This is a genomic window from Burkholderia sp. BKH01, from assembly GCF_025685725.1.
GTDB classification, from domain to species: Bacteria; Pseudomonadota; Gammaproteobacteria; order Burkholderiales; family Burkholderiaceae; genus Burkholderia; species Burkholderia pyrrocinia_C.
This window is the reverse complement of record NZ_JAOTQT010000018.1, coordinates 63,848-87,328: the sequence shown is the minus strand read 5'-3', so window position 1 is coordinate 87,328 and position 23,481 is coordinate 63,848. Positions and strand designations below refer to the sequence as shown.

25 protein-coding genes, 1 other RNA gene and 1 riboswitch are annotated in these 23,481 nt (G+C 68.5%); of the genes, 12 read left to right on the top strand and 14 right to left on the bottom strand.

The window, feature by feature from the left end:
• Window positions 1-81 precede the first annotated feature (81 nt).
• The 3 genes from OEJ37_RS23885 to OEJ37_RS23875 form a co-directional block, all read right to left on the bottom strand.
• Window positions 82-495 (bottom strand): DoxX family protein, encoded by a 414-nt coding sequence (locus tag OEJ37_RS23885; protein WP_175919245.1) that lies wholly within the window; start codon window positions 493-495, stop codon window positions 82-84.
• 148 nt (window positions 496-643) lie between these two features.
• A complete protein-coding gene (locus OEJ37_RS23880; protein WP_174419978.1) occupies window positions 644-784 on the bottom strand; it encodes a hypothetical protein in 141 nt (46 codons plus the stop codon).
• A gap of 80 nt (window positions 785-864) precedes the next feature.
• Window positions 865-2,367 (bottom strand): cobyric acid synthase, encoded by a 1,503-nt coding sequence (locus OEJ37_RS23875; protein WP_263346189.1) that lies wholly within the window; start codon window positions 2,365-2,367, stop codon window positions 865-867.
• 74 nt (window positions 2,368-2,441) lie between these two features.
• Between OEJ37_RS23875 and cobU the strand changes: the two genes are divergently transcribed.
• Genes cobU through OEJ37_RS23855 form a run of 4 tightly spaced genes read left to right on the top strand, consistent with a single transcriptional unit; the run spans window position 2,442 to window position 5,860 of the window.
• Complete coding sequence (gene cobU / locus OEJ37_RS23870) at window positions 2,442-2,996, top strand: bifunctional adenosylcobinamide kinase/adenosylcobinamide-phosphate guanylyltransferase (protein ID WP_263346187.1); 555 nt, start codon at window positions 2,442-2,444, stop codon at window positions 2,994-2,996.
• Window positions 2,990-3,934 (top strand): adenosylcobinamide-phosphate synthase CbiB, encoded by a 945-nt coding sequence (gene cbiB, locus OEJ37_RS23865; protein ID WP_263346185.1) that lies wholly within the window; start codon window positions 2,990-2,992, stop codon window positions 3,932-3,934. Before cobU ends, cbiB begins: the two co-directional genes overlap by 7 nt.
• Window positions 3,927-4,946 carry a threonine-phosphate decarboxylase CobD gene (cobD, locus tag OEJ37_RS23860; protein ID WP_263346183.1) on the top strand — a complete coding sequence of 340 codons (1,020 nt, stop codon included), beginning with the start codon at window positions 3,927-3,929 and terminating at the stop codon, window positions 4,944-4,946. Before cbiB ends, cobD begins: the two co-directional genes overlap by 8 nt.
• Window positions 4,943-5,860: a cobalamin-binding protein gene (locus OEJ37_RS23855; RefSeq protein WP_263346180.1), complete on the top strand. Its 918-nt coding sequence runs from the start codon at window positions 4,943-4,945 to the stop codon at window positions 5,858-5,860. The genes cobD and OEJ37_RS23855 overlap by 4 nt, the downstream gene beginning before the upstream one ends.
• A 104-nt stretch (window positions 5,861-5,964) precedes the next feature.
• Here OEJ37_RS23855 and cobC read toward each other — a convergent pair whose 3' ends face one another.
• From cobC to OEJ37_RS23825, 6 genes are all read right to left on the bottom strand, one after another.
• Window positions 5,965-6,549 carry an alpha-ribazole phosphatase gene (gene cobC / locus OEJ37_RS23850; protein ID WP_263346176.1) on the bottom strand — a complete coding sequence of 195 codons (585 nt, stop codon included), beginning with the start codon at window positions 6,547-6,549 and terminating at the stop codon, window positions 5,965-5,967.
• Window positions 6,534-7,310 (bottom strand): adenosylcobinamide-GDP ribazoletransferase, encoded by a 777-nt coding sequence (locus OEJ37_RS23845; protein ID WP_263346174.1) that lies wholly within the window; start codon window positions 7,308-7,310, stop codon window positions 6,534-6,536. The genes cobC and OEJ37_RS23845 overlap by 16 nt, the downstream gene beginning before the upstream one ends.
• Window positions 7,300-8,355, bottom strand: coding sequence for a nicotinate-nucleotide--dimethylbenzimidazole phosphoribosyltransferase (gene cobT, locus OEJ37_RS23840; protein WP_263346171.1), 1,056 nt, complete (start codon window positions 8,353-8,355; stop codon window positions 7,300-7,302). Before cobT ends, OEJ37_RS23845 begins: the two co-directional genes overlap by 11 nt.
• 87 nt (window positions 8,356-8,442) lie before the next feature.
• Window positions 8,443-9,264 carry an ABC transporter ATP-binding protein gene (locus OEJ37_RS23835; protein WP_263346165.1) on the bottom strand — a complete coding sequence of 274 codons (822 nt, stop codon included), beginning with the start codon at window positions 9,262-9,264 and terminating at the stop codon, window positions 8,443-8,445.
• On the bottom strand, window positions 9,261-10,259 hold the full coding sequence (locus tag OEJ37_RS23830; RefSeq protein WP_175919237.1) for a FecCD family ABC transporter permease: 999 nt from the start codon (window positions 10,257-10,259) through the stop codon (window positions 9,261-9,263). Before OEJ37_RS23830 ends, OEJ37_RS23835 begins: the two co-directional genes overlap by 4 nt.
• 39 nt (window positions 10,260-10,298) lie before the next feature.
• A complete protein-coding gene (locus tag OEJ37_RS23825) occupies window positions 10,299-12,215 on the bottom strand; it encodes a TonB-dependent receptor domain-containing protein (protein ID WP_263346162.1) in 1,917 nt (638 codons plus the stop codon).
• Window positions 12,216-12,278: 63 nt separating this feature from the next.
• Window positions 12,279-12,533, bottom strand: a riboswitch (cobalamin riboswitch).
• Between the two features lie 154 nt (window positions 12,534-12,687).
• On the opposite strand from OEJ37_RS23825, the gene OEJ37_RS23820 reads away from it, so the two are divergent.
• The 5 genes from OEJ37_RS23820 (at window position 12,688) to OEJ37_RS23800 (ending at window position 15,120) form a co-directional block, all read left to right on the top strand.
• Window positions 12,688-13,038, top strand: coding sequence for an ATPase (locus OEJ37_RS23820; RefSeq protein ID WP_006478092.1), 351 nt, complete (start codon window positions 12,688-12,690; stop codon window positions 13,036-13,038).
• Window positions 13,035-13,349: a cell division protein ZapA gene (locus OEJ37_RS23815; RefSeq protein WP_006478091.1), complete on the top strand. Its 315-nt coding sequence runs from the start codon at window positions 13,035-13,037 to the stop codon at window positions 13,347-13,349. The genes OEJ37_RS23820 and OEJ37_RS23815 overlap by 4 nt, the downstream gene beginning before the upstream one ends.
• A gap of 81 nt (window positions 13,350-13,430) precedes the next feature.
• A non-coding RNA gene (ssrS, locus tag OEJ37_RS23810) (6S RNA) lies at window positions 13,431-13,612 on the top strand.
• Window positions 13,613-13,723: 111 nt separating this feature from the next.
• On the top strand, window positions 13,724-14,185 hold the full coding sequence (locus tag OEJ37_RS23805; protein WP_174420027.1) for an EVE domain-containing protein: 462 nt from the start codon (window positions 13,724-13,726) through the stop codon (window positions 14,183-14,185).
• 194 nt (window positions 14,186-14,379) lie between these two features.
• Window positions 14,380-15,120 carry an SIMPL domain-containing protein gene (locus OEJ37_RS23800; protein ID WP_072443552.1) on the top strand — a complete coding sequence of 247 codons (741 nt, stop codon included), beginning with the start codon at window positions 14,380-14,382 and terminating at the stop codon, window positions 15,118-15,120.
• A gap of 120 nt (window positions 15,121-15,240) precedes the next feature.
• Here OEJ37_RS23800 and lgt read toward each other — a convergent pair whose 3' ends face one another.
• Window positions 15,241-16,137: a prolipoprotein diacylglyceryl transferase gene (gene lgt / locus OEJ37_RS23795; protein ID WP_263346118.1), complete on the bottom strand. Its 897-nt coding sequence runs from the start codon at window positions 16,135-16,137 to the stop codon at window positions 15,241-15,243.
• Window positions 16,138-16,226: 89 nt separating this feature from the next.
• Window positions 16,227-17,141, bottom strand: a complete 915-nt coding sequence (locus OEJ37_RS23790; protein ID WP_263346115.1) for a LysR substrate-binding domain-containing protein — start codon at window positions 17,139-17,141, stop codon at window positions 16,227-16,229.
• 135 nt (window positions 17,142-17,276) lie between these two features.
• Here OEJ37_RS23790 and ilvD point away from each other — a divergent pair, with 135 nt between their 5' ends.
• Both ilvD and OEJ37_RS23780 read left to right on the top strand, forming a co-directional pair.
• Complete coding sequence (ilvD, locus tag OEJ37_RS23785) at window positions 17,277-18,950, top strand: dihydroxy-acid dehydratase (protein WP_174420024.1); 1,674 nt, start codon at window positions 17,277-17,279, stop codon at window positions 18,948-18,950.
• Window positions 18,951-19,076: 126 nt separating this feature from the next.
• Window positions 19,077-19,403: a c-type cytochrome gene (locus OEJ37_RS23780; protein ID WP_175919233.1), complete on the top strand. Its 327-nt coding sequence runs from the start codon at window positions 19,077-19,079 to the stop codon at window positions 19,401-19,403.
• Between the two features lie 130 nt (window positions 19,404-19,533).
• On the opposite strand, the gene OEJ37_RS23775 is transcribed toward OEJ37_RS23780, so the two are convergent.
• Genes OEJ37_RS23775 through OEJ37_RS23765 form a run of 3 tightly spaced genes read right to left on the bottom strand, consistent with a single transcriptional unit; the run spans window position 19,534 to window position 22,262 of the window.
• Window positions 19,534-20,274: a DUF2486 family protein gene (locus OEJ37_RS23775; RefSeq protein WP_174420022.1), complete on the bottom strand. Its 741-nt coding sequence runs from the start codon at window positions 20,272-20,274 to the stop codon at window positions 19,534-19,536.
• Between the two features lie 25 nt (window positions 20,275-20,299).
• Window positions 20,300-20,716 carry a DNA polymerase III subunit chi gene (locus OEJ37_RS23770; protein WP_034178777.1) on the bottom strand — a complete coding sequence of 139 codons (417 nt, stop codon included), beginning with the start codon at window positions 20,714-20,716 and terminating at the stop codon, window positions 20,300-20,302.
• Window positions 20,717-20,750: 34 nt separating this feature from the next.
• Window positions 20,751-22,262, bottom strand: a complete 1,512-nt coding sequence (locus OEJ37_RS23765; protein ID WP_174420021.1) for a leucyl aminopeptidase — start codon at window positions 22,260-22,262, stop codon at window positions 20,751-20,753.
• A gap of 122 nt (window positions 22,263-22,384) precedes the next feature.
• On the opposite strand from OEJ37_RS23765, the gene lptF reads away from it, so the two are divergent.
• Window positions 22,385-23,479, top strand: coding sequence for an LPS export ABC transporter permease LptF (gene lptF, locus OEJ37_RS23760; RefSeq protein WP_072443565.1), 1,095 nt, complete (start codon window positions 22,385-22,387; stop codon window positions 23,477-23,479).
• The last annotated feature ends 2 nt before the right edge of the window (window positions 23,480-23,481 follow it).

Sequence of the window (23,481 nt, the reverse complement as noted above, 5' to 3'; positions counted from 1 at the left end):
CGGATACAGGGAGCGATGATATCGGCAAACGGGGGATCACCGGAACGGGTTGCACCGAACCATGCGTTGCTCACGCGCCCGTCACGCGCGCTGAACCGCGGCCTCCCGTGCGCCGATCGCGAACGCGCCGCCGCCCAGCAGCGCCTGCACGGCGAGCGTGACGGCCCAGAACGCCGGATATTCCCAGCCGCCGTGCGGCGACGAGAAGCTCCAGCCATTCGGCAGATGCGCGGCGGTCGCGCCGAGCATGAACGGCAGCAGCGCGAGCGCGGCGACGCGCACGCGGAAACCCGCGAGCAGCGCCAGGCCGCCCGCCAGTTCGACGAACGTCGTCAGGTACGCGAGCCAGCCCGGCAGGCCGATCGACGCGAAGAACTGCGCGGTGCCGGGCAGCGTGAAGACGAACACCTTCTGCGCGACGTGCGCGAGGTACAGCACGCCGAGCGCGACGCGCAGCAGCGTCGCGGCGAAATCGTTCAGGCGATCGGGGTTCATGGCGGATTCCTTCGTGAGTGGATGAGAATGGCCCCACTCTATTCGAACCGATTCGACCGATAAACACGCCAATCCGCTTTAACTGATTCCTAAAAGGAACGAATGAGACCAAAAAAGGGGCATGACCGATCATGCCCCGATACCTGCGTCAGTAACCGCTTTTGCCTTGCGTGGCGCCGGAACCGGACTGGCTGCCGCCCGGTGCATATGAATCGCACGCGTGCGCAACCGCCGATGCGCCCAGCAGTGCCGCAAGCAGCACGCTCCACCACCATCGAGCCTTCATCATCGGACTCCTCCAGGCGGACCTCCGCCCTCCTTGTGTTGTACGCGATCCGGCGGAAAAAGCGAGGGCGGCACGGCTCCGCTTCAACGAAACTCGGCGTACAGCGCGTCGAGGTCGAGATGTTCGGCGAACGTATCGGCCAGCCGCTCCAGCGATGCCTCGCGCAGCGCCGGATAGTCGATGCGTTCCGCGCCGTCGAGCCCGGCCCACGCGAGCAGCGCCGCGCACGCGTCGGGCGCGTCGAACAGCCCGTGCACGTAGGTTGCGAGGATCTGGCCGTCGGCGGAAACCGCGCCGTCCGGGCGCGTGCCGCCCTGCGCGGCGTCGGCTGCCAGCGACAGCGCGGGCGCGGCGAGCGCGGGCCCGCGCGTGTCGCCCATGTGGATCTCGTAGCCGCGCACGGCGGCCGCGCACGGCAGCGCCAGATTCCCGGTCACGTTCTTCAGCGTCTTGTCGGGCTGCAACGTCGTGTCGAAATCGAGCAGCCCGAGCCCCGGCACGCTGCCGGGCGCGCCTTCGAGACCGAGCGGGTCGTCCAGCGTGCGGCCGAGCATCTGCATCCCGCCGCAGATGCCGATCACCTTGCCGCCATAGCGCAGGTGACGACGGATCATCGCGTCCCAGCCCGCGTCGCGCAGCCATTCGAGATCGCGCTGCACGCTTTTCGAACCGGGCAGGATCAGCAGGTCGGCATCCGGCACCGGGCCGCTCTTCCAGTATGTGAACTCGACCTGCGGATGCGCGCGCAGCGGATCGAAATCGGTATGGTTGCTGATGCGCGGCAGCGCGGGCACGACGACGCGCAGCACGCCGGCGTCGCCGCGTGCGGCCGCGCTGCGCGCCTGCGGGGGCAGCATGTCCTCCGCATCGAGCAGCAGCCCGTGCAGGTACGGCAGCACGCCGAACACCGGCTTGCCGGTCTGCGCACACAGCCAGTCGAGCCCCGGTTCGAGCAGTTTGACGTCGCCGCGGAAGCGGTTTATCACGAAGCCGCGCACGCGCGCGCGCTCGCTGTCCGACAGGCACGCGAGCGTGCCGACCAGGTGCGCGAACACGCCGCCGCGGTCGATGTCGGCGACGAGCACGACCGGGCAGTCGACGCGCTCGGCAAAGCCCATGTTCGCGATGTCGCCGTCGCGCAGGTTGATCTCGGCCGGGCTGCCGGCGCCCTCGACGATCACCGTGTCGTAACCGGCGCGCAGGCGCGCATACGACTCGAGCACCGCGTCGAACGCGACCGGCTTGTAGTCGTGATACGCGCGCGCGTCGAGGTTCAACCGCGCCTTGCCATGAATGATCACCTGCGCGCCGCGGTCGCTCGTCGGCTTCAGCAGCACGGGGTTGAAATCCGTATGCGGCGCGACGCCCGCGGCCAGCGCCTGCAGCGCCTGCGCGCGGCCGATCTCGCCGCCGTCGGCCGTCACCGCGCTGTTGAGCGCCATGTTCTGCGGCTTGAACGGCGCAACGCGCGCGCCGGCACGGCGCGCCAGGCGGCACAGGCCCGCGACGAGCGTGCTCTTGCCCGCGTCGGAGGTCGTACCCTGGATCATCAGCGTGCCGTGCGGCCGCGGCTCGGGTGCATTCATCGTGTAAAGGTCGTCGCGAAGCAAAGGCCGCATTATCGCCCGCGCCGGTACGCCCGCGCCGTTACAATCACGCGATGATTCCGCACGACCTCACCTTCGTCCTCGGTGGCGCACGCTCGGGCAAGAGCGCGCATGCCGAGCGGCTCGCGGCCGACAGCGGCCGCCCCGTCACCTACATCGCGACCGCGACCGCCGCCGATGCCGAATTCGCGCAGCGCATCGCGCATCATCGCGCGCGCCGGCCGGCCGAATGGGGGTTCGCCAATGCGCCCGTCGACCTCGCCGGCACGCTCGCTCGGCTCGACGATCCGCACGCATGCCTGCTGGTCGACTGCCTGACGCTGTGGCTCACGAACCTGCTGTGCCCGGCCGACGGCGAACCGCTCGACGATGCACAGTACGCGGCGCAGGTCGAGCGGCTCGAGCACGCATTGCGCGGCGCGCGTGCGAAGGTGATCGTCGTCAGCAACGAGATCGGGCTCGGCGTCGTGCCGCTCGGGTCGGTCACGCGCCGCTACGTCGATGAACTCGGGCGCCTGAACCAGCGCGTCGCCGCGCTCGCGACGCGTGTGACGCTGCTCGTCGCCGGCCTGCCGCTCGACCTCAAGACGGGAGCGCCGTCATGCTGATGCTGTCGCTGCCCGTCGTCGCGATGCTCGCGGTCGCGGCCGCGATCGTCGACCGCGCGATCGGCGAGCCTGCCGGCTGGCATCCGCTCGTCGCGTTCGGCAGGCTCGCCGCGCGCATCGAAGGCGCATTGAACACGGGCCGGCGCGGCCGTGCGGCTGGGGTCGCCGCGTGGGCCGCAGCCGTCGTGCCGCCGGTGGCCGTCGCCGCATGGCTCGTGGCCGTACTGCCGTGGCCGCTCGCGGCCGCGCTGCACGTCGCGCTGCTGTGGTTCGCACTCGGCGCGAAGAGCCTCGCCGACCATGTCGCGCCGATCGCCGCGGCGCTGCTGCGGCGCGACCTCGACGCCGCGCGCAAGCTGACCGCGCGCATCGTGTCGCGCGACACGAGCGACGCCGACGAAGGCGCGTTGTCGCGCGCGGCCGTCGAATCGGCGCTCGAGAACGGCAACGACGCGATCTTCGGCGCACTGTTCTGGTTCGTCGTCGCGGGCGGCCCCGGCGCGCTGCTGTTCCGGCTCGCGAACACGCTCGACGCGATGTGGGGCTACCGCACGCCGCGCTTCCTGACCTTCGGCTGGGCCGCCGCGCGCCTCGACGACGCGCTGAACTGGATTCCCGCTCGCCTCACGGCCGCGAGCTACGCGCTGCTCGGCGACACGGCGGCCGCATGGCGCTGCTGGCGCACGCAGGCACGCCACTGGGACAGCCCGAACGCGGGCCCGGTGATGGCCGCGGGCGCGGGCAGCCTGAACGTGCAGCTCGGCGGCCCGGCCGTCTATCACGGCGAGATCGAGGATCGTCCGGCGCTCGGCACCGGCGCAACGGCGACCGCCGTCCACGTCGTCGCCGCGCTGTCGCTCGTCACCCGCACGCTCGCACTGTGGCTCGCGCTATTGGTCGCGAGCGGCGCACTCGTCATGGCCACTCATCATGTCTGACACACGCATCGCGCACGGCGGCAACCTGCATGAAGCCGCACGCCGCCACGGCATTCCGTACGACGCGTGGCTCGACCTGTCGACCGGCATCAATCCGGTCGGCTATCCGGTGCCGCCCGTCCCGGCCGACGCGTGGCGCCGGCTGCCCGACGACGGCGACGGCCTCGCGGCCCACGCCGCACAGTACTACCACGCGCCCGATCCCGCGCACGTGCTGCCAGTCGCCGGCAGCCAGGCCGCGATCCGCGCATTGCCTGCGTTACTGCCAACCGGCAACGCCGGCGTCGCGTCGCTCGCGTACGGCGAATACGCGCCCGCGTTCGCGCGTCACGGCCATCGCATCATTCCGCTCGACATCGGCACGGATACGCTGCCGGCGACGCTGCGCCACGTCATCGTCGGGAATCCGAACAACCCGACCGCCGAATTCGTGCCGGCCGAGCGCCTGCTCCGCTGGCATGCGCAGTTGTCGGCCCGCGGCGGCACGCTGATCGTCGACGAGGCGTTCGCCGATACGGGCGCGACGCAATCGCTCGCGCCGCAGGTCGATCGCCCGGGGCTCGTCGTGCTGCGCTCGGTCGGCAAGTTCTTCGGCCTCGCCGGCATCCGCGCGGGCTTCGTGCTCGCATGCCCCGAACGGATCGTCGCGCTGCGCGACATGCTCGGCGCATGGACGGTCGGCGGCCCCGCGCGTCACGCAGTCGCCGCGGCGTTCGCGGATCGGGCATGGCAAGCCGCCGCCCGCGAACGGCTCGCGGCCGACGGCGAGCGGCTGGCCGCACTGCTGCGCGCGCACGGCTTCGCGGTTCGCGCGACACCGCTTTTCAGCTGGACCGACGACCCGCGCGCCGCTGCGCTGCATGCGGCGCTCTCGGCACGCGGGATCTGGACGCGGTACTTCGCGAAGCCGTCGAGCGTGCGCATCGGCCTGCCGGGCAACGAAGCCGAGTGGCAGCGCCTCGGTGTTGCGCTCGCTCACTGCGTTCCGACGCTGCAACAGGAATCCGCATGAACCCGCGCATGTTCCGCCGGCTGGCGCCGGCCGCGACGCTGGCCGCGCTCGCTCATGCACCGCTCGTCCATGCCGATGTCACGGCGCGCGACGACGCCGGCAATACGGTTACGCTGCCTGCGCCCGCGCAGCGCGTGATCAGCCTCGCGCCGCACGCGACCGAGCTGGTCTACGCGGCTGGCGGCGGCGCGAAGCTCGTCGGCACCGTCACGTACAGCGACTATCCACCCGCCGCGCAAGCGGTGCCGCGCATCGGCGACAACAAGGCGCTCGACCTCGAGCGAATCGCCGCGTTGAAGCCGGATCTGATCGTCGTCTGGCGTCACGGCAACGCCGAACGGCAGACCGACGCGCTGCGCGCGCTGCATATCCCGCTGTTCTTCAGTGAACCGAAACATCTCGACGATGTGTCGTCGTCGCTGCGCCGGCTCGGCACGCTGCTCGGCACGCAGCCGGCAGCCGATGCGGCCGCGGCGTCCTTTGCGCACGATATCGTGACGCTGCGTGCACGTTACGCCGCGCGCGCACCCGTCACGATGTTCTTCCAGGTCTGGGACCGCCCGCTGACGACGCTCAACGGCGCGCACCTGATCAACGACGTGATCGCGCTGTGCGGCGGCCGCAACGTGTTCGCGTCGCTCAAGCCGCTCGCGCCAAGCGTCACCGACGAGGCCGTGCTCGCCGCGAATCCGGAGGCGATCGTGACGACGAGCGCCGGCGCAACGCGCTCGGACGCTCCGCTGCCGAGCCTTGCACGCTGGCGCGCGTGGCCCGCGCTGACGGCCGTGGCGCGCAACAACCTGTTCGCGATCGACGGCGATCTGCTGACGCGGCCGTCGCCGCGGATCGCGCAAGGCGCGGCCGCGCTGTGCGAGGATCTCGATGCCGCGCGTGCGCGGCGGCCGGCGCGCTGATTTCCGCTGACTTGCGCGTTGGCCGCGCACCTGCCTCTGATGCGTCCGGTGCTTGAGATGGTTTGACCGCGCGTCGTGTCGTTCACATGCAGACGCGAGCAAGCCTATTCATCCCAGTGCGCGACTTCCCATGTTCGCGCCGCGTCATCCGCACGCAGCCAGACGACACCACCTGTCGGCACCGGCCGCGACAGCAGCGTATCGAGCGGCACACGCAACACATGCGATGCAAACGCACGGATCACGCCCGCATGCGTGACCGCCCATTGCGGCCGATCGGCCTGCATCACCGCATCGGCCCGCCGTGCCACCCGCGCGGCGAACCGCGCGACGCTTTCGCCTCCATGCGCGCACGCATGCATCAGGTCGGCCGCCCACGCATCGAGCGCCGCACGGTCGATATCGTCCCAGCGCTGCATTTCCCACGCGCCGAAATCCATCTCCTGCCAGCCGGGATCGCGCAGCAGCGGCACATCGAATGCCTGCGCGAGCCGTTCGGCGATCGACGCGCATCGCGTCAGCGGGCTCGTCCAGATCTGTTCGGGCAGCGGCGCGCCGAGAGCCGACAGATGCGCGTGCACGGCATGTGCACCGGCGTCGGCCGGCGCGGCGAGCGGCACGTCGCTGTGTCCGTAACACATGCCCGGCTCGACGCCGACGGCCGGATGACGGATCAGGACGACGTCCATCCGAGCACCACGAGATAGATCGCCAGTTCGCTCAATTGCTGCATGAAGCCGAGGCAGTCGCCCGTATAACCGCCGATCCGTTTCACGAAATAGCGGGCCGCCCACGCGCGCACGAGCACGAGCGCGGCGCCCGCGGCGACGCCCATGCGCCAGTCCGGCCAGAACAGCCACGGCAACCCGAATACCGCCGCGACGCACGCCGCGCGTGCGCCCATCCGTTGCGCGACCGGCTTCGCCTTGCCTTCGGGCCGCACATAGTCGAGCGACATCAGCAGGCTGACGGCCGCCGCGCGGCTCGCCGCATGCGCAGCGATCATCGTCCACGCGGCGCGCAGCGGCGGCATGGCCGCGAGCGCCTGCCATTTCAGGCCGAGCGCGATCACGAGCGCGACCGCGCCGAACGTGCCGATCCGCGAGTCGTGCATGATGCGCAGCACGTCGTCGCGCGTATAGCCGCCGCCGAACGCATCGCAACTGTCGGCGAGGCCGTCCTCGTGGAAAGCGCCGGTCGCGAGCAGCGTCGCGGCCATCGACAGCCCGACCGCGATCGACGCGGGCAGCACGCGCAGCGCGGCGAGATAGACAAGCGCACCCCACGCGCCGACGCATGCGCCGACGAGCGGGAAATAGCGCGCGGCCTGGTCGAGATCGCCGGCCGCATAGCCGATCGCGCGCGGCACGGGCACGCGCGTGAAATAACCAAGCGCGACGAAGAAGTAGCGCAGTTCGGCACGCACGCCGCTCGCGCGATCAGGCGTCACGATTGTCGACGCCGGCGGACTCGAAGCTCGCCATCTCGCTCAGGAACGCAGCCGCCGCGCGCACGAGCGGCAGCGCGAGCGCCGCGCCCGTGCCTTCGCCGAGCCGCAGGTCTAGCGCGAGCAGCGGCTTCGCGCCGAAATGCTCGAGCATGCGCCGGTGCCCGGCCTCGTGCGACGTATGCGAGAACACGCAGTAGTCGCGCACGCCGGGCGCGATGCGCTCGGCGACGAGCAGCGCGGCCGTCGCGATGAAGCCGTCGACGAGGATCGTCATCCGCTCGCTCGCGGCCGCGAGATACGCGCCCGTCATCATCGCGATCTCGAAGCCGCCGAACGTCGCGAGCACGTCGAGCGGCGCGATCGCGTGCGAGTGCTTGACGAGCGCGCGGCCGAGCACCGCGCGCTTGTGCGCGAGGCCCTGGTCGTCGAGGCCCGTGCCGCGCCCGACGCACGCATCGATCGGCACGTCGAGCAGGCGGCTCATCAGGCACGCGGCCGACGACGTGTTCGCGATCCCCATCTCGCCGAAGCCGATCACGTTCGTGCCGAGCGACGCGTGCAGGCGCACGCGCGCCGCACCGGCCGCGAGCGCCGTCATCGCCTCGTCGTGCGTCATCGCCGGCTCCGCCGCGAAGTTGCGCGTGCCGCGCGCGACCGGCAGCGACACCAGCCGGTCGGACAGCGGCAGCGGCGACGCAACGCCCGCATCGACGATCTCGAGCGTGCTCTGCGCGACGCCCGAGAACGCGTTGATCGCCGCGCCGCCGGCCAGGAAGTTCGCGACCATCTGCGCGGTCACCGCTTGCGGATAAGGACTCACGCCCTCGGCCGCGATCCCGTGGTCGCCGGCGAACACGATCGTCACCGGGCGCTGCACGATCGGCCGCTCGGTGTGTTGGATCAGGCCGATCTGCAGCGCGAGCGCCTCGAGCTGGCCGAGGCTGCCGGGCGGCTTGGTCTTGTGGTCGATCACATGCTGCAGGCGCTTGCGCAGCACCTCGTCGAGCGGCGCGATCGCGGGCGGGAAGTGGGTCGGAGTCGTCATCGGGAAGCCGTGTCGTTGGCGCGGCCTGCGCCGCGCATCGGAAAGGAGAGGAAAGGAAAGGAAAGGAAAGGAAAGGAAAAGAAAAGATCATTGTCGCTCGGGCCACGCAGGCAGCAGTGCGTCGCGGCCGTTCTCGCGGATCAGCACGAGCGGATAGCCGAACGCGTCGCTCGCGCGCTCGGGCGTCAGCACGTCGTGCACGGGGCCGGCCCACGCATGGCCGCGGCCGTCGAGCAACAGCGCATGCGTCGCGAAACGCCGCGCGAGATTCAGGTCGTGGCACGAGAACAGCACCGTGCGCGGGCCCGCGTCGAGCCATGCGGCAAGCGCGCTCAGGCAGTCGATCTGGTGATGCAGGTCGAGATGCGCGAGCGGCTCGTCGAGCAGCATCAGCGGCGCATCCTGGCACAGCGTCGCGGCCAGCGCGACGCGCTGCCGCTCGCCGCCCGACAGCGACAGCACGTCGCGCGACGCGAGCGCGGTCAGGTCGAACGTCGCGAGCGCGTCGCGCGCGGCCGCGCGGTCGCCGTCGCGCTCCCAGCCCCAGCCGCCGAGATACGGAAAACGGTTGAGCAGCACCGTGTCGAACACGGTCGCGCTGAATGCATCGTGCAGTTGCTGCGGCATCAGTGCGCGGCGCTGCGCAAGCCGCGCGGGCGGCCACGCGGCGAGCGGCCGGCCGTCGATCTCGACCCGGCCGCCGGCCGGCGCGTGCAGCCCCGCGAGCGTCGCGAGCAGCGTCGTCTTGCCCGCGCCGTTCGGCCCTGCGACGCACCAGATTTCGCCGGGGCGGAAGGCCTGCGTGAAGCCGTCGAGCAGCGTGCGCGCGCCGGCCTTGAGCGTCAGGTCGACGGTCGCGCAGGCTATGTCGTTGCCGGAGGCGGCAGCGTGCTGTGCAGTGCCTGTCATCGCATCGGTCTCCTCAGCAACATCCACAGGAACACCGGCACGCCGATCAACGCGGTCATCACACCGACCGGCAGTTGCGCGGGCGCGATCGCGGTGCGCGCGAGCAGGTCGGCCGCCATCACGCCGCCGCCGCCCGCGAGCATCGCGGCCGGCAGCAGCATGCGCTGGTCGTTGCCGAACGCGAGCCGTAGCGCATGCGGCACGACGAGGCCGACGAAGCCGATCGTGCCGGCCGTCGTTACCGCGGCTGCCGCGGCCAGCGACGCGACGAGATAGATTCGCACGCGCAGGCGTGCGACGGGTACACCGAGCGCGAGCGCGGTCGCGTCGCCGCGCAGCAGCACGTTCAATTGCGGCGCGGCCGGCAGCGCGACACAGGCGGCCAATAGCAGCGCACCCCACGCGAACCACGGCGCGGTCACGCCGTTCAGGTCGCCCGTCAGCCAGAAGATGATCCCGCGCAAACGCGCATCGGGCGCGAGCGACAGCAGCAGCGTGACGAGCGCGCCCCACCCTGCCGCGATCACGACACCGGTGAGCAGCAGCCGCGGCGACGCGTCGCGCGAATCGCCGCGCCACAGCTCGCGGCGCGCGAGACCGAGTACGAGCGCAACCGACACGAGCGCGCCGGCGAACGCCGACGCATCGACGAGCCACCACGCACCGCCCGCGATCATCGCGACGAGCGCGAACCCGGCCGCGCCACCGGACACGCCGAGCACGTACGGTTCCGCGAGCGGGTTGCGCAACAGCACCTGCAGCAGTGCACCGGCAAGCGCGAGCAGCGCACCGCACGCGAAGCCCGCAAGCGCGCGCGGCAGGCGCAGCGTGCGGACGATGTCGGCGAACAGCGCGTCGCCGCCATGCGGCACGAGCGACGCGAGCGCCTGCCACGGCGACATCGGCACGCTGCCGATCGACAGCGACGCGACGAACAGCAACGCGACTGCGGCGGCCAGCGCGGCCCAGATCGCGGCGGCGCGCGCGGCGCTCATGCCGCGCACCGCTGCGCGCACGGCGCGCAGCGCATCCGCTTACTGCTGCTGCCAGCCGAGCGTGACATAGGCGCCGCGCTTCGGCGTGTTGTAGGCATATGCAAGCTCGTAGTCCTTGTCGAGCAGGTTATCGATGCGCGCGCTGACGTACCACGACTTCGTGATGTTGTAGCGCGCGGACAGGTTGACGATCCCGTAGCCGCCGAGCCGCCCGCCGCCCGAATCGTTGCGCGCGCCGCTCACGAGCCATTCGCCGCCGACGCGCCACGCGCCGAACGCGCGGTTCACGGCCATCGACGCGAAACGCCGCGCGCGGCGGTCGAGATCCTGATTCTGCGTTTCGTCGACCGGGTTCTGCAACGTGGCGGCAACCCGTACGTCGGTCGCGCCGACATGCCCCTGCCACGACCCTTCGAGCCCCTGCACCTTCGCGCGGCCGACGTTCTGCGCAATATAGTAGAAACCGCTCCCGTCGGGCCGATAGTTGATCAGGTTCGCGTAGCGCGTCTGGAACGCGGTGAGCCGCATCACGCCCACTGCATCGGACGCATACTGCAGCGCAGCTTCGATCGAATGGCTGCGCTCCGGCTGGATCGACGGGTTGCCGGCCATCGGGTAATAGAGGTCGTTGAAGCTCGGCGCGCGGAACGCGTCCGAATAACTCGCGGTCACCTTCCAGCGATCGGTCAGTTCGAGGCCGTAGCCGAGATAGTAGGAATTGGCGCCGCCGAAGTCCGAGTACTGATCGCGACGCAGGTTCGCCTGGAACTGCTGGCGGCCGAAGCGCCCCGAATAACCGATCCAGCCGGAATTCACATGACGCTGCGGCGCGGCATACGCATTCGACATGAACTGCTGGTCGAGCCGCTCGTAGCCGGCCTGGATCAGGTGCTCGGGCGCGATCCGGAAATCGTTCTGCCACGTGTACTGGCGGTTGTCGGTATTGAAGTGATCGGTATAGACGCCGTTCAGCGTCGACTGACTGCGATCGTTGCCGGTCGACACGCTCAGGCGAGCAGTCCACCAGTCGGTCAGCTTGCCGTTCGCGAACGCACGCACCTGCTGCACGCGCGAATAGAGGTTGTTCAGATCGGTCGGCACGCCCCACGCGTTGTCGTAGCTGTTGTTGCCGTTCGACTGGAAATAGCTGATGCCCGCATCCCAGCGGTCGTTGAAGCGATGGCGCAGCGCCGCGGTGATGCTCTCGTTCAGGTAGCCGTTCGCATTCGGGTTCGCGTTCGGCTTCTTCGCCGGGTCGAGCGCGGAAAAACCATTGTCCTTGTCGCGCGCGATCGACACGCTGAATGTCGTTTTCCCGTCGCTGTCGAGCCGGCCCGCTACGCCGGCCTGCTGCGTCTGCGTGCCGTAGCTGCCGACGCCGACCGCGAAGTTGAAGCGCGGCGGATGATTGCCGCCGTCCTTCGTGAACACCTGCACGACGCCGCCGATCGCGCCCGAGCCATACAGCGACGACACGTTGCCGTTCACGATCTCGACGCGCTCGATCTGGTCGAGCGGCAACTGGCTCAATTGCGCGGCGCCGAGACTCGCGGAATCGACCCGCACGCCGTCGATCAGCACGAGCGACTGCGTCGACTCCGCGCCGCGCAGGAACATCGTCGCGCTCGCGCCGGGGCCGCCGTTGCGCACGATCTGCGCGCCGGGTGCTAACGCGAGCAGCGTCGGCAGGTCGGCGCCCGGGTGCGCGGCAATATCCTGCGCGTCGAATACGGTGGTTTGCGGAATCGTGTCGGCCAGCGACTGCGGCGCGCGCTGCGCGGTGACGACGACCGGTTCGAGCATGGCCGCGGCGGCAGGCTGGGCCGCGGGTGCGGCCGATGTTGCCGCCGGGACGGCGGCCGCCGCGGAATCGGCGTTCGCCGCGGTCTGCGCGGCGGCGGCCAGCGGCAGTCCGCAGAGCGCGACGAGCGCCGTGCGGACGATTGGGGTCAGCATGAAGATAAATCCCGTGAAGCACTGCGCGCCCCGCTTCCCCGCAGGCCGCGCGTCACGAAGCCCATGCGGGCTCCCCGTCTCGGCCGGTATCCGGGCTGGCGGCGTACCGGCTCGCCTTCCCGCGCGATGACGCGCAGTGGCCCGCGCCCGCGTGCGAAACCTGCACGCGGAACGCGCCCGAGCCGGCCTGCGTCACTGGACGCGGCCGCTTACCGTTGCGGGGGCAGCGCAGGTTGGCGGCCTCCTGGCGGAGCCCGCGCCCTGCTTCCCGTTTAACCGCGCGTTCCACGCGCGAGCACCGAGGCGGCGCCAGTTTAGGAGCCGGTCGCGCAAGCGTCAAGGAAGCGTTCGGACACGCGCGGGACGCGCTTATTCACGGCAAGAAGCGGGGGTGTTACGACTGGAAACGATACAGATGTCGGATTGCGCGTTATTCCGCGCTAAAATGCTGGGTCTTTAGAGGACGCAGCAAATGCTCAACGAACTCGAAACCTTATCTCAAAATATTGGCCGTCTGATTTCGCTGAACAAGCGCTATCACTCGGAACGGCTCGCGCTCGAGGAGCAGGTCGCGCAATTGCGCGCGGAAGCGGACACGGTCCGCGCGGAACTCGCGCAACTGCGCGATGAACGCAATGCGCTCGCAGCCGAGCGCGACACGCTGTCGGCGAAAATCGACGACGCGCAGGTGAAACTGAACGCGATTCTCGAAAAGCTGCCGCGCTCGAAAAGCGCGGAGCAAGCCGACAACCAGCTCGACCTGCTGGATGCGCAGGCGCGTACGGATGGCGATGACGCGGCCAGCCACGGAGAACATGCATGAGCACCAAGCAGATCGAAGTCTCGATTCTCGGTCAGCCCTATCGGCTCGCCTGTTCGGCCGAGACCGAAGCGGCACTGCTCGAGGCAGTCGCGCGCGTCGACGCCGAAATGTCGAAAATCCGCTCGAACAGCTCGGTACGCGGCACCGATCGCATCGCGGTGATGGCGGCACTGTCGCTCGCATCGGAATTGCTGCGGCTGCAAACGAGCGTGCGACACGGTGAAGCATTTCCGGCGGAGGAAATCCGTCGTACAATGCACCAGATGAACGAACAGCTCGGCGCGGTGCTCGCACAGCACGAGACGCAGTAACGTTTCAATCGATGCGTCGATTCTCCTTGATCTCGGCGATCAACGGTGGTCAAATTGGCGCATCGAAACACAGTTCAGTCAGCTTCCCTGCCTGGTTCGCCAAGGTCATATATTCCTTGAACCAATGCCATGTGCACGGTTGCGGAAATTTGTAGCACGGGCGCGCGCGTCACTCTGTCTGATGTACCCGAAGTGCTGCTAACTGCGACCAATTCTGAACCTCAGGTTCAGGATGCCGGCCTAGCGGCCAAGGCGGGGGCCTATCCAACGGCATCGGGCAAGTCCCGGTGCCGTTTTCTTTTTCAGGGTCTGCTTGCACGCGGAACACGCATGCAAACAGACCATCATGCCTCCTACTGCGTCGATCACGATCCATGCAATACTGGCTGATGAAGTCCGAACCGGACGAAGCAAGCATCGACGATCTCGCCAACGCACCGCAGCGCTCGCTGCCGTGGACCGGCGTGCGCAACTATCAGGCGCGCAATTTCATGCGCGACACGATGAAGGTCGGCGACGGCGTGCTGTTCTATCACTCGAGTTGCCCCGAGCCGGGCATCGCGGGGCTCGCCGAAGTGTCGTCGACGCCCTACCCCGATCCCACTCAGTTCGATCCGAAAAGCACCTATTACGATCCGAAGTCGACGCAGGAAGCGCCGCGCTGGCTGCTCGTCGACGTGCGCTATGTGAAAAAGTCGCCGCTCGTGCCGCTCGCGGCACTGCGCGAACACGACGAGCTCGCCGACATGCGCGTGCTCGCACGTGGCAACCGGCTGTCGATCACGCCCGTCACGCGCGCCGAATGGCGGTTCATCACCGAAAGGCTGATGAAGTAGGCGCACGCAGTAGACGCACGCGCCAAACGTCAAATCTGGTCAGCACGCGCTGCCGCCGCGGAACTCGCGGGTCTTTCGCGCAGCCTAAGCAACCGCTGTCGGCCAATCGGGCCGGCTGTTATTTTTTGTCGCGCGGCACGCCCGCGTCGCGCACGCGTGATCCGCGTGCGCGCCCTCGCACAAGGAATCCAACAATGACCAAGAAATCCGCACTCGCGCTGTCGCTCGCACTCGCCGCCGCCGTTCCCGTCGCGCTGACGCTCGCGTCGCCCGCCGCGCACGCGCAGACCGCGAACCCGCACTTCCCGGAACCGGCGGGCGTGCTGTCGCTTTCGTCGCAGGCCAGCGCCGACGTGCCGCAGGACATCATCCACATCACGCTGTTCTACGAGCAGCAGGCAAAGGATCCGGGCAGCCTCACGTCCGCACTGAACCAGCGTGCCGATGCCGCGCTGTCGCAAGCGAAGGGCGTATCGGGCGTCACCGCGCACACGGGCGCATTCTCCGTGTATCCGAGCACCGATCGCGACGGCAAGATCTCCGCATGGCGCGGCCGTACCGAGGTCGCGCTCGAATCGCGCGATTTCGCCGCGGCGTCGAAGCTTGCAGGCCAGCTGTCGAACCTGATGCAGGTCGCGAACGTCGAGTTCTCGCTGTCGCCTGAAGCGCAGCGCACGGCCGAGCAGAAGCTCACGACCGAAGCGATCAAGTCGTTCCGCGCCCGCGCGGACGAAGCCGCGAAGGCGTTCGGCTACAGCAGCTACACGATCCGCGATGTCAACGTCGGCAGCGGCCGCAACGTGCAGCCGTACCCGCGCATGATGGCGATGGCCGCGGCGCCGATGGACAGCGCGAAGATGAGCGCGCCGATCGCGGTCGAAGGCGGCAAGGCCACCGTATCGGTCACCGTCAACGGCTCGGTGCAAATGAAGTAACGCGCAACGCGCAGCTGTCAGAAACGAAAAAACGCCGGCCCGAGGGCCGGCGTTTTTTTCATGCGTGCTGCCGATGCATGCGCCTATGCACGCGCCGATCACGCGCGCATCGGTGTCGCATCACGCAGCCGCATTCGCATTCGTCGCGCGACGGCGATACGCCCAGACCATCAGCGCGATGCCCCCGAGGATCATCGGCAGCGACAGCCACTGCCCCATCGACAGGCCAAGCGCCAGCAGGCCGAGGAAATCGTCGGGCTCGCGTGCGAACTCGACCGTGAAGCGCGCGAGGCCGTAGCCGATCAGGAACAGCGCGGACGCGGCGCCCATCGGCCGCGACTTGCGCGAGAAGAAGAACAGCGCGAAGAACAGCACGATGCCTTCGAGCACGATTTCATAGAGCTGCGAAGGATGGCGCGGCAGCATCTGATACTGCATGAACACATCGGCGAGATGCCACTTCTCGACGAGCTCCGGATGTTTCGGCAGCCATGCCGCATCGTCGCGCATCGCGCCCGGGAACAGCATCGCCCACGGCGCCGTCGGGTCGGTCACGCGGCCCCACAGCTCGCCGTTGATGAAGTTGCCGAGCCGCCCGGCCGCGAGCCCAGTCGGCACCATCGGCGCGACGAAATCGGTGACCTGCAGCCAGTGGCGCTTGCGCTGCCACGCGAACAGCATCATCGTGAGCGTCACGCCGAGGAAGCCGCCGTGAAACGACATGCCGCCTTCCCACACCTTGAACACGTCGAGCGGATGCGAGAAGTAGAAATCGGCCTTGTAGAACAGCACGTAGCCGAGCCGGCCGCCGAGCACGGTGCCGAGCACGCCGTAGAACATCATGTCGTCGATGTCCTTCGCGGTCCAGCCCTGCGCCGCGACGTGCGGCAGCTTCAGGCGGATCCGGCCGACGACGATCGCCGCGATGAAGCCGACGAGATACATGAGGCCGTACCAGCGCACGGCCAGCGGCCCGAGATGGATCGCAACGGGGTCGAAATTCGGGTGAATGATCATGGGTTAGCGAAGAAGTTTTCGAATGCGGTACGGCCATCGCGAACGCGCAGCACCGCGCATTGGACGGCCCCGGCGCTCCATCGTTCACGTCACGCGGCCAGGCCCTGCGCGCGCACGACGTCGATGAAGCCGGCGAGCACGGGACTCACGTCGCCCGTGCGCCACACGAGGCCTGTCTCGACGACCGGCGCGTGACCTGCGAGCGGCCGGTAGACCACGCCGGTGCGCCGCAGGTTACGCATCGATTGCGGCACCAGTGCGACGCCCATGCCGGCCGACACGAGGCTGACGATCGTCTGCATCTGGATCGCCTCCTGGCCGATGCGCGGAGTTTCCCCCGCCGCGCCGTAGCAGCCCGTAATGATGTCATAAAAGCCGGGCGCCAAACGACGCGGAAAGATCACGAGCGGCAATGCGGCGACATCGGCGAGATGCACGGGTTCGTCCTCGGGTGCGTCGGACGCTGCGGTCGGCATCGCGACCACCAGCGGCTCGCGCACGACGGGCAGGTACGACAGCCCGGCCGCGTGACGCGGCGGCACCGGCGGAATGACGAGCCCCGCATCGATGCGGCCGGCGACGAGCTCATCGATCTGCACGTCGCTCGTCGCCTCCGCGAGCTGCAGGCGCACCTGCGGATAGCGCGCGCCGAACGCGCGCAGCAGCGACGGCAGCAGCCCGTAGTCGGCGGTCGACACGAACGCAAGCGACAGCGAGCCGGCCTCGCCGCGCGCGAGCCGCCGCGCGAGCGGCGGCAGCGCATCGGCCGACGCCAGCAGCCGGCGCACGTCGGGCAACAGCGCCGCGCCGACCGCGGTCAGCGCCACCGAACGCTTGGTCCGCACGAACAGCGCGACGCCGAGCGCATCCTCGAGCGCCCGGATCGCCTGCGACAGCGGCGGCTGCGTCATCGACAGGCGTTCGGCCGCGCGGCCGAAATGGCGCTCGTCGGCAACGGTGATGAAATAGCGCCACTGGCGCAGGTCGGGTGTCGGATCGGCCATGCGTTACTCATTCGCAAAACGACTTAATAAGCGACAAATAATATATTGGACATCCCAATCCGGACACTCCATTCTTGTTTCATCCGAACCGGCGTGCCGCTCACGGGCGCCGCCCAGACAACGATGGAGTCCCCCATGTCGTACAACCGTCGCTCGAAGCACATCACGCAAGGCGTGGCCCGTTCGCCGAATCGTTCGATGTATTACGCACTCGGCTACCAGAAGGACGATTTCGACAAGCCGATGGTCGGCATCGCGAACGGCCATTCGACGATCACGCCGTGCAACTCCGGCCTGCAACGCCTGTCCGATGCGGCCGTCGAGGCCGTGAAGGCGTCCGGCGCGAACCCGCAGATCTTCGGTACGCCGACGATTTCAGACGGCATGTCGATGGGCACCGAGGGCATGAAGTACTCGCTCGTGTCGCGCGAGGTGATCGCCGACTGCATCGAGACCTGCGTGCAGGGGCAGTGGATGGACGGCGTGGTCGTCGTCGGCGGCTGCGACAAGAACATGCCGGGCGGCATGATCGCACTCGCGCGCCTGAACGTGCCGGGCATCTACGTGTACGGCGGCACGATCCGCCCCGGCCACTGGAAGGGCCGCGACCTGACGATCGTGTCGTCGTTCGAGGCCGTCGGCGAATTCACCGCGGGCCGGATGTCGCAGGAGGATTTCGAAGGCGTCGAGCAGAACGCGTGCCCGACGTCGGGTTCGTGCGGCGGCATGTACACCGCGAACACGATGAGCTCGTCGTTCGAGGCGCTCGGGATGTCGCTGCTGTACTCGTCGACGATGGCGAACCCCGACCAGGAGAAGGTCGATTCGGCCGCCGAATCGGCGCGCGTGCTCGTCGAAGCGGTGAAGCGCGACCTGAAGCCGCGCGACATCATCACGAAGGCGTCGATCGAGAACGCGGTGTCGGTGATCATGGCGACGGGCGGCTCGACCAACGCGGTGCTGCACTATCTCGCGATCGCGCACGCGGCCGAGATCGACTGGACGATCGACGACTTCGAGCGCATCCGCAAGCGCGTGCCCGTGATCTGCGACCTGAAGCCGTCGGGCCGATACGTCGCGACCGACCTGCACCAGGCCGGCGGGATTCCGCAGGTGCTGAAGATCCTGCTCGATGCGGGGCTGCTGCACGGCGACTGCATGACGATCACCGGTCGCACGATCGCCGACGAACTGAAGGACGTGCCGAGCGTGCCGCGCGCGGACCAGGACGTGATCTTCCCGATCGACCGCGCGCTGTACAAGGAAGGCCACTTGGCGATCCTGAAGGGCAATCTCGCGGAAGACGGCGCGGTCGCGAAGATCACCGGCCTGAAGAACCCGGTGATCACGGGCCCCGCCCGCGTGTTCGACGACGAGCAGAGCGCGATGGATGCGATCCTCGGCGACCGGATCCGCGCCGGCGACATACTCGTGCTGCGCTACCTTGGCCCGCAGGGCGGCCCCGGCATGCCGGAAATGCTCGCGCCGACGTCCGCGATCATCGGCAAGGGGCTCGGCGAATCGGTCGGCTTCATCACGGACGGCCGCTTCTCGGGCGGCACGTGGGGCATGGTGGTCGGCCACGTCGCGCCCGAGGCGTTCGTCGGCGGCACGATCGCGCTCGTGCAGGAAGGCGACTCGATCACGATCGACGCGCACCGGCTGCTGCTGGAGCTGAACGTCGACGAAACCGAACTCGCGCGCCGTCGCGCCGCGTGGAAACAGCCGGCGCCGCGCTACACGCGCGGCGTGCTCGCGAAATTCGCGGCCCTCGCCCGGCCGGCGAACCAGGGCGCCGTCACGGGTTGACGCGATATCTCCGCAGCATGCGACCCCAATGGAAACGGCCGCCGGGGGAACGCGCAAAACGTGCGTTCCCTTTGCTTTTATAATGCGCGGACCATGAAGCCGGCCGTCCCGCCGGTGGAGAACCGCATGAAACAGACGATATTGCGCGCGCTGCTCGTGACGCTGCTGACCGGCAGCGCAACGGTGGCGCACGCCGAACAGGCCGACGGGCTCGCGCTTGCGCAGCGCAAGAACTGCATGGCCTGCCACGCGGTCGGCAAGCCGCTGATGGGCCCGTCGTTCCGCGACATCGCCGGCAAGTATGCGGCGCGCGGCGACGCCGTCGATTACCTTGCCCAATCGATCGTGAAAGGCAGCGTCGGCGTGTGGAGCGGCGTGCCGATGCCCGCCAATACGCAACTGACGAGCGGCGAAGCCCACGCACTCGCGCAATGGGTGCTGTCGCTGCATTGAACCGGCTGCCCCTGAGGGCATGACCGTTGTGCCGGGCACCCGCCGACAGGCGGGTTTGCCCCTCGCCGGCAGCTTCGGCGGCGTTTACTAGAACCGCACCCTCTTTTCCGTAGCCGGAACGGCCGGGCGTTCAGCCCGAATGACCGGCGCGGCGACGTGCAATTTCTTCGTCGACCGCGTCGCGGACCCAGTCCATGACCTCGGTTTCCAGCGTCAGCGCCACCTCGCGCGTGACCTGGCCGACCAGCCAGGCCGAATGTTCATGCAGCGCGTCGCGACAGCGGGCCTCGATGGCCTCGCGCCCTGCTCCGGTCAGATAGCTCGTCAGCCGATTGCGCAGGCGCTCGGCGATATGCTGCGCATCTTCCGGCGTCAGCCCGACGGCTGCCTGCACATCCGGCTGCGGCGCCGCGGCCGGTACGAGCGCCTCCGGCATGACCGCTTCAGATGCATGGCCAACCGCATCACGCGCCACCGCGGCGAACGCATGCTGCGACGCATCGTCGTCGGCCAGTGACGACTGGAGCGGCGCATTCATGGCCGCTGCGTGCTCGGCGACCACATGCTCCGCGGCGCCCGGTTCGGCCGGCGCATCGGTCTCGCCCATCGCCGCCGCGGCAGCCGTCGCCACGTCGCCCGGCAGCTCGACCGCCGGCACGTGCGGCGTCGGCACGGGTTCGATCACGACGAATTCGGGGTCGCCCTCGGTTTTCGTGGAATCGGCCGGCGCAATCACGTCGGTCAGCACGGGAATCGCCGCGCCGGCGTGCGGCTGCGGCGCGTCGGGCGCAGGCGAACGCGCCGGCGCCGGCTTGCCCGGCACCAGCACGTCGGTCAGCGTCGGGATCGAGGATGAATCGGCTTGTGTCACGGGAACACTCCGTCGACGGTTGCGGCTAGCTGCCCTGCTTGTAGTTGTTCAGCGCGTATCCGCGATCGCGGTAGAAGCGATAGCGGTCGCGGCCCGCGGCCAGCTCGTCCGGCGCATTGCCGACCACTTCGAGCAGGCGCTCGAAGCGGGCGAACTGCGCGGGCACGGTCGCGCCAAGGTTCAGCAGCACGTGATGATGCGGCGCCTTGTCGAGATCGGCGGCCAGCACGATCGGCGTGCCGGCCGCGTGCTCGCTGTCGACGCCGCAATGCGGAATGAAATCGAGCGGCGAGAACGTCCAGAGCCGCTCGTCGAGCGCGCGCAGGCGCGCGGGCTCGGCGAGCACGACGACCGGCTGCCCGGCCTGGTAGGCCTTGCGCAGCAGCCGGCACGCGTACGCGAGCGAATCGCCGACGTTCGAGTGGAAATCGATCCGCGTCATTGCCCGCGCACCCGCATCGTCGTCAGCACCGCCATCACTGGCCGGCGCGGTCGATCAGGAACTGCGCGAGCAACGGCACCGGACGGCCCGTCGCGCCCTTCGCGGCGCCACTCTTCCACGCGGTGCCCGCGATGTCGAGGTGGGCCCACGGATAGTTCTCGGTGAAGCGCGACAGGAAGCACGCGGCCGTCACGCTGCCGGCCGGACGTCCGCCGATGTTCGCGAGATCCGCGAAGTTCGACTTCAACTGATCCTGGTACTCGTCGTCGAGCGGCAGGCGCCATGCCGGGTCGCCCGCCTCGCGCGACGCGTCGAGCAGTTCGCCCGCGAGCGCGTCATCCTTCGAGAACAGGCCGCTGTTGTGATGGCCGAGCGCAATGATGCACGCGCCCGTCAGCGTCGCGACGTCGATCACCGCAGCCGGCTTGAAGCGCTCCGCATACGTGAGCGCGTCGCACAGGATCAGGCGGCCTTCGGCGTCGGTGTTCAGCACCTCGATCGTCAGGCCCTTCATGCTCGTGACGATGTCGCCCGGCTTCGTCGCGTTGCCGCCCGGCATGTTCTCGCAGGTCGGCACGATCGCGACGACGTTGATCTTCAGGCCCATCTCGGCAACCGCACGGATCGTGCCGAGCACGGAACCGGCGCCGCACATGTCGTACTTCATCTCGTCCATGCCCTCGCCCGGCTTCAGCGAGATGCCGCCCGTGTCGAACGTGATGCCCTTGCCGACCAGCACGACCGGCGCGGCCTTCGCGGCGGCGCCCTGGTAGTGCAGCACGATGAACTGCGGCGGCTCGACCGACGCGCGCGCGACCGACAGGAACGAGCCCATCTTCAGCGCCTGGATCTGCTTGAGCCCGAGCACTTCGGCCTTCAGGCCCCAATCCTTCGCGAGCTTCTTCGCGGTGTTGCCGAGATAGGTCGGCGTGCAGACGTTGCCGGGCAGGTTGCCGAGGTCGCGGGTGAGATCCATCCCGTTCGCGAGCGCGACGGCCTGCTTGACGGCGACCTTCGCGGCCTTTTCATCCGACGGATCGACGCTGAACACGACACGCTTGAGCGTGTGCGACGCCGGTTCCGGCTTGCTCTTCATCTGCGTGAAGCGGTAGGTCTCGTTGCGCAGCGCGAGAATCGCCGCGCGCACGCCCCAGTCGGAGCTGCGCTCGTCGACCGGCAGTTGCGCGAGCGTGAACGTGACCTGGACGACCTTGGTCGCCAGCAGCGCGCGCCAGGCGGCCGTGGCCGCGTCGTTATAGGCTTTCTGATTGAAAGCATCCTGCTTGCCGAGGCCGACGAGCAGCACGCGCGACGCGCCGATGCCCGACACTTCGTGCAGGAACAGCGTCTTGCCGCGCTTGCCGTCCATGTCGCCGGCCTTCACCACGCGCGAAATCAGTCCCTTGGTGGCCGTGTCGATGTCGAGCGCCGCGCCCGAAAGCGTCTGCGCCTCGAAGATGCCGAGCACGATGCAGTCGGACTTCCCGGTCAGGAACCCCTTGGCCTCGCCTTTGCTCCAATCACAGCCTTTTATGCTAAAGTCCATCGCGCTTGTCCTCGGATAAAATCTGGGCTAAGGATGAAAGCCGCAATTATCCGCTATTTTTCCCGTGGCGGCGCGAGCGCTCCACCACGCGTGCGCAGCCTCCCGCCCTCTTCTCATCAAGAATGATCTTCGAACGCTCCCTCCAGCGCGAGCTTGCGTATACGGCTGGCGCCGTGTTCATGGTGCTGCTCACGATCATGCTCACGACGATGATGATCCGCATCGTCGGTTACGCCGCGTCCGGTGAAATCGACCCGCGGGACGTGCTCGTGCTGATCGGCCTGACCGTGATCGGCTATCTCGCCGTGATGCTCGTCGTCACGCTGTTCGTGTCGATCCTGTTCGTGCTGACCCGGTGGTACCGGGACTCCGAAATGGTGGTGTGGCTCGCGTCCGGCGTGAGCCTCACGCGCCTCATCAAGCCGATCGGCGTGTTCGCCACGCCGATCATCCTGCTGATCGCGTTCTTCGCGTTCGTCGGCTGGCCATGGTCGAACCAGCAGAGCAAGATGATCAAGGCACGCTTCCAGCAGCGCGACGAGATCTCGCTGCTCGCGCCGGGCCAGTTCCGCGAATCGGCCTCGAACCATCGCGTGTTCTTCATCGAGAAGATGACGCCCGACCAGAGCAAGGTGCAGAACGTGTTCGTGACGTCGACCGAGAACGGCAAGGTCAACGTCGTCGTGTCGCAGACGGGCCATACGGAAACCTCGAAGGACGGCGACCGTTTCGTCGTCCTGGAAGACGGCCGCCGCTATGACGGCACGCCCGGCCAGCCGAACTTCAAGATCATGGAGTTCGAGCGCTACGGCGTGAAGATCACGAGCAAGCCGGTCGTGAACGTGCAGACCACCAACAGCACGCCGACGCCCGAGCTGCTGCGCAACCCGACGCGCGACAATCTCGCGGAATTCGCGTGGCGCGCGGGGCTGCCGCTGATCGCGCTCAACCTGATGGTGCTCGGCATCCCGCTCGCGTACCAGAACCCGCGCCGCAGCCGCACGATCAACCTCGTGATGGCCGTGCTGATCTACCTCACCTACTCGAACCTGCTGAATGTCGTGCAGGCGCAGATCGAGCAGGGCAAGATGTCGTTCGGCGTCGGCCTCGTCGGCCTGCACGCGCTCGTCGCGGCGATCGTCGCCGTCATCTTCTGGTTGCGCGTGCGCAATCGTCCGCTATTTACACGCGCGCTGTTCGGCCGCTCGGGAGCATGATC

Coding starts and splice junctions, on each gene's coding strand:
- OEJ37_RS23825 (WP_263346162.1), bottom strand. CDS start 12,215: ATGCTGACCCCAATCGTCCGCACGGCGCTCGTCGCGCTCTGCGGACTG.
- OEJ37_RS23885 (WP_175919245.1), bottom strand. CDS start 495: ATGAACCCCGATCGCCTGAACGATTTCGCCGCGACGCTGCTGCGCGTC.
- OEJ37_RS23780 (WP_175919233.1), top strand. CDS start 19,077: ATGAAACAGACGATATTGCGCGCGCTGCTCGTGACGCTGCTGACCGGC.
- OEJ37_RS23815 (WP_006478091.1), top strand. CDS start 13,035: ATGAGCACCAAGCAGATCGAAGTCTCGATTCTCGGTCAGCCCTATCGG.
- cobT (WP_263346171.1), bottom strand. CDS start 8,355: ATGACGACTCCGACCCACTTCCCGCCCGCGATCGCGCCGCTCGACGAG.
- OEJ37_RS23875 (WP_263346189.1), bottom strand. CDS start 2,367: ATGAATGCACCCGAGCCGCGGCCGCACGGCACGCTGATGATCCAGGGT.
- cobC (WP_263346176.1), bottom strand. CDS start 6,549: ATGGACGTCGTCCTGATCCGTCATCCGGCCGTCGGCGTCGAGCCGGGC.
- cobD (WP_263346183.1), top strand. CDS start 3,927: ATGTCTGACACACGCATCGCGCACGGCGGCAACCTGCATGAAGCCGCA.
- OEJ37_RS23880 (WP_174419978.1), bottom strand. CDS start 784: ATGATGAAGGCTCGATGGTGGTGGAGCGTGCTGCTTGCGGCACTGCTG.
- OEJ37_RS23820 (WP_006478092.1), top strand. CDS start 12,688: ATGCTCAACGAACTCGAAACCTTATCTCAAAATATTGGCCGTCTGATT.
- OEJ37_RS23830 (WP_175919237.1), bottom strand. CDS start 10,259: ATGAGCGCCGCGCGCGCCGCCGCGATCTGGGCCGCGCTGGCCGCCGCA.
- OEJ37_RS23800 (WP_072443552.1), top strand. CDS start 14,380: ATGACCAAGAAATCCGCACTCGCGCTGTCGCTCGCACTCGCCGCCGCC.
- cobU (WP_263346187.1), top strand. CDS start 2,442: ATGATTCCGCACGACCTCACCTTCGTCCTCGGTGGCGCACGCTCGGGC.
- OEJ37_RS23855 (WP_263346180.1), top strand. CDS start 4,943: ATGAACCCGCGCATGTTCCGCCGGCTGGCGCCGGCCGCGACGCTGGCC.
- OEJ37_RS23790 (WP_263346115.1), bottom strand. CDS start 17,141: ATGGCCGATCCGACACCCGACCTGCGCCAGTGGCGCTATTTCATCACC.
- cbiB (WP_263346185.1), top strand. CDS start 2,990: ATGCTGATGCTGTCGCTGCCCGTCGTCGCGATGCTCGCGGTCGCGGCC.
- OEJ37_RS23835 (WP_263346165.1), bottom strand. CDS start 9,264: ATGACAGGCACTGCACAGCACGCTGCCGCCTCCGGCAACGACATAGCC.
- OEJ37_RS23805 (WP_174420027.1), top strand. CDS start 13,724: ATGCAATACTGGCTGATGAAGTCCGAACCGGACGAAGCAAGCATCGAC.
- OEJ37_RS23770 (WP_034178777.1), bottom strand. CDS start 20,716: ATGACGCGGATCGATTTCCACTCGAACGTCGGCGATTCGCTCGCGTAC.
- OEJ37_RS23765 (WP_174420021.1), bottom strand. CDS start 22,262: ATGGACTTTAGCATAAAAGGCTGTGATTGGAGCAAAGGCGAGGCCAAG.
- lptF (WP_072443565.1), top strand. CDS start 22,385: ATGATCTTCGAACGCTCCCTCCAGCGCGAGCTTGCGTATACGGCTGGC.
- ilvD (WP_174420024.1), top strand. CDS start 17,277: ATGTCGTACAACCGTCGCTCGAAGCACATCACGCAAGGCGTGGCCCGT.
- lgt (WP_263346118.1), bottom strand. CDS start 16,137: ATGATCATTCACCCGAATTTCGACCCCGTTGCGATCCATCTCGGGCCG.